Source organism: Thiobacillus sp., assembly GCF_024708915.1.
In genome coordinates this window covers 1-3,661 of the sequence record NZ_JANJXQ010000145.1, presented here as the reverse complement: position 1 = coordinate 3,661, position 3,661 = coordinate 1, and the positions used below count along the sequence as shown (strand labels likewise).

Genomic DNA, 3,661 nt, shown 5'->3' with positions numbered 1-3,661 from the left:
CCCCACAGCGCCGGAATGCTGTAGCCGACGGTGTCGGGCACGTTGATGGTCGTGGCGCCGGCCTTGATCACCTCGTCGAAGATGCGGACGAGGAAATCCATGTCGGAGCGCACTGCGTCCTCGGCCGAGAACTCGACGTCGTCGGTGTATTCGAGCGCGAGCCTGACTGCCTTCACCGCCGCTTCGACCACCTGGTCCGGCTGCATCCGCAACTTCTTTTCCATGTGGATCGGGCTGGTGGCAATGAAGGTGTGGATGCGCCCCGACTTGGCCGGCTTGATCGCGCCGCCCGCCGCATGGATGTCGCGTTCGTTGGCGCGTGCCAGCGAACAGACGGTCGAACCCTGGATCGCTTCGGCAATCGCGCGGATGGCATCGGCATCGCCCGGACTCGCCGCAGCAAATCCGGCCTCGATCACGTCGACGCCGAGTTTTTCCAGCTGGCGTGCGATGCGCAGCTTTTCCTCCCTGGTCATCGACGCGCCGGGGCTTTGCTCGCCGTCGCGCAAGGTGGTGTCGAAAATAAACAAACGGTCGTTCATGGCTGGCTCCATGGTGGGTCGGCGTCGCGTTCAGGCGCGGGATGCCGACGCATTATATAAGGCTGCCGCATGCAACTCGCGGCGCGGGGTACTGCTCGGGGGGAGGGGGTTCAATGTGTGCGCGCGACGCGCAGCAGCAGGCTGCCGAACAGGAGGCTCGACAGGCAGAGGAGGAAGGATGGTTGCGACCAATTAGACATAGTCTAAATTCTATCTATTTTTCGCCGCCCGGCAAGGGGGACGGTTTTTTTCGGTGCAGCAGCTTCCACAGCGCATCGGCGTAGCCCGACAGGCCGTACAGCACGAACACGCCGAACAGCACTTCGGGCGGGCTGGTCGAAACCAGGATGAAGGCCAGCACGATCAGCAGGATGACGAAGAAGGGTACGCTTTTCCTGAGATTGATTTCCTTGCCGCTGTAATAGCGGAAGTTGCTGACCATGGACAGCCCGCCAAACAGGGCCAGCGCAGTGGCGAGCCAGCGCACATCCTGGCCTGGCACGCCGTATTCGACCATCACCCAGACGAAGCCTGCGATCAACGCCGCGGCAGACGGGCTGGGCAGGCCCTGGAAGAAGCGCTTGTCGGTGACGGTGTCGAGTTGGGTGTTGAAGCGCGCCAGGCGCAGGGCGGCGCCGGCGCAATAGACGAAGGCGGCGATCCAGCCGAGCTTGCCCATGCCCTGCAGGGCGAATTCGTAGATCACCAGCGCGGGCGCGACGCCGAACGACACCATGTCCGACAGGCTGTCGTACTCGGCGCCGAAGGCGCTTTGCGTGTGCGTCATGCGGGCGACGCGGCCATCGAGGCCGTCGAGCACCATGGCGATGAAGATGGCCACCGCGGCATGCTCGAAGCGTCCGTTCATCGCCTGCACCACCGCGTAGAAGCCGGCAAACAGCGCCCCGGTGGTGAACAGGTTAGGCAGCAGATAGATGCCGCGGTCGCGCATCCGCGGTCGCTTCGATTCGGTCTTGAGGTGGTGGAATTCGAGCATGGCGAAGCCGGGTTACCAGCGAGCCAGTATGGTACGCCCGCCGGTCACCTTTTGGCCAATCGAGACCTCGGCGCGCGCCGTCGCCGGCAGATAGACGTCGACCCGCGAACCGAAGCGGATGAAGCCGTAGCGCTGGCCGCGCGCCAGATTGTCGCCAATGCGCACGTAGCACAGGATGCGGCGCGCGATCAGGCCGGCGATCTGTACGCAGGTGACGTCGCCGCGCGCGGTGGCGATGTGGAGGGCGTTGCGCTCGTTTTCGGTGGATGCCTTGTCGAGATCGGCGTTGACGAAGCTGCCCGGCGTGTACCAGCGCCCCTTGATTTCGCCATCGACCGGGCTCTTGTTGGAGTGCACGTTGAACACGTTCATGAACACGCTGATCTTCAGCGCCTCGCGATCGAGATATTCGTCGCGCACTTTTTCCACCACGACGATGCGGCCGTCGGCCGGCGCGATCACCGCGTCGGCGTCGGCCGGCGGCACCCGCGCCGGATCGCGGAAGAACTGCAGCGCGAACAGCGCCCAGATCCAGAACGGAATCGACCACCAGCCGACGAGCCAGGTCGCGATCAAGGCAGCAGCAAACGCGGCCAGCAATACCAGCCAGCCCTCGCGGGCAATGAGGGGATGAGTCATGTGAGTGAGGGGTAAGGCGTGAAGGGTGAGTAGAAAGGGGTGAGGGCGCCGGGCTGACCGCCCCTCACCCCTCACCCCTCACGCATTTAGTTCTTGGACTGGTCGACCAGCTTGTTCTTGCTGATCCACGGCATCATGGCGCGCAGCTTGGCGCCGACGACCTCGATCGGGTGCTCGGCGTTGAGGCGGCGGCGGGCGGTCATCTCGGGGTAGTTGGTGCGGCCTTCGAGGATGAACTGCTTGGCGTAGTTGCCGTTCTGGATGTTGTCCAGGCATTCCTTCATCGCGGCTTTCGACTGCGCATTGATGACCTTGGGGCCGGTCACGTATTCGCCGTATTCCGCGTTGTTGGAAATCGAGTAGTTCATGTTGGCGATGCCGCCTTCGTACATCAGGTCGACGATCAGCTTCAGCTCGTGCAGGCACTCGAAATAGGCCATCTCCGGCGCGTAACCCGCTTCGGTCAGGGTTTCGAAGCCGGCCTTCACCAGGTCGACGCAGCCGCCGCACAGCACGGCCTGCTCGCCGAACAGGTCGGTTTCGGTCTCTTCGCGGAACGAGGTTTCGATCACGCCGCCCTTGGTGCCGCCGTTGGCGCAGGCGTACGACAGGGCAAGGTCGCGCGCCTTGCCGGACTTGTCCTGGTAGACCGCGATCAGCGAGGGCACGCCGCCGCCCTGGGTGTAGGTCGAGCGCACCAGGTGGCCGGGGCCCTTGGGCGCCACCATCACGACGTCGAGGTCGGCGCGCGGGGTGATCTGGTTGTAGTGCACGTTGAAGCCGTGGGCGAAAGCGAGCGTCGCGCCCTGCTTCAGGTTGGGTTCGATATCGCTGTAATACGTGGCTGCCATCAATTCGTCGGGAATCAGGATCATCACGAAGTCGGCGGCCTTCACGGCGTCGGCGATTTCCTTGACGTCGAGCTTGGCCTTCTTGGCCTTGTCCCAGGAGGCGCCGCCCTTGCGCAAACCGACGGTGACTTTCACGCCGGAGTCCTTCAGGTTGTTGGCGTGGGCATGACCCTGCGAGCCGTAGCCGACGATGGCGACCTTGCGCTTCTTGATAAGGGAAAGGTCGGCGTCCTTGTCGTAAAAAACTTTCATGTGAATTCCTGGGCAAATAAATAAAAAAACGGATTGAAAATCAGGCTTTCAGGCTGCGCTCGCCGCGTCCGATGCCGGACGCGCCGGTGCGCACGGTTTCGATGATGAAGACGGGATCGATCGCCTCCAGGAATGCGTCCAGCTTGGAGCCGGTTCCGGTCAGCTCGATAGTATAAGTGGCGTCGGTGACGTCGATGATGCGGCCGCGGAAAATGTCGGCAGTGCGCTTCATCTCCTCGCGCCCCGCGCCCACCGCCTTGACCTTGACCAGCATCAGCTCGCGCTCGATGTGGCGGCCTTCGGTCAGGTCCATCACCTTGATCACGTCGACCAGCTTGTTCAGCTGCTTGGTGATCTGCTCGATGATTTCTTCCGAGCCG

Annotated in this window: 4 protein-coding genes and 1 pseudogene; all 5 read right to left on the bottom strand. The window is 63.2% G+C overall.

Going from position 1 to position 3,661, the window contains the following annotated elements; translation table 11 throughout:
• Positions 1-542, bottom strand: a pseudogene (locus Q0L94_RS10505) (2-isopropylmalate synthase); the annotation flags it as partial.
• Positions 543-756: 214 nt separating this feature from the next.
• The gene (gene pssA / locus Q0L94_RS10500; protein WP_296753112.1) at positions 757-1,539 is read right to left on the bottom strand and encodes a CDP-diacylglycerol--serine O-phosphatidyltransferase; all 783 of its coding nucleotides are present in this window, start codon (positions 1,537-1,539) and stop codon (positions 757-759) included.
• Positions 1,540-1,551: 12 nt separating this feature from the next.
• Complete coding sequence (locus Q0L94_RS10495; RefSeq protein WP_296753111.1) at positions 1,552-2,178, bottom strand: phosphatidylserine decarboxylase; 627 nt, start codon at positions 2,176-2,178, stop codon at positions 1,552-1,554.
• 86 nt (positions 2,179-2,264) lie between these two features.
• Positions 2,265-3,281, bottom strand: a complete 1,017-nt coding sequence (gene ilvC, locus Q0L94_RS10490) for a ketol-acid reductoisomerase (protein WP_296753110.1) — start codon at positions 3,279-3,281, stop codon at positions 2,265-2,267.
• Positions 3,282-3,321: 40 nt separating this feature from the next.
• Positions 3,322-3,661 (bottom strand): acetolactate synthase small subunit (gene ilvN, locus Q0L94_RS10485; RefSeq protein ID WP_296753108.1); only part of this gene is annotated, 340 nt, incomplete at its 5' end.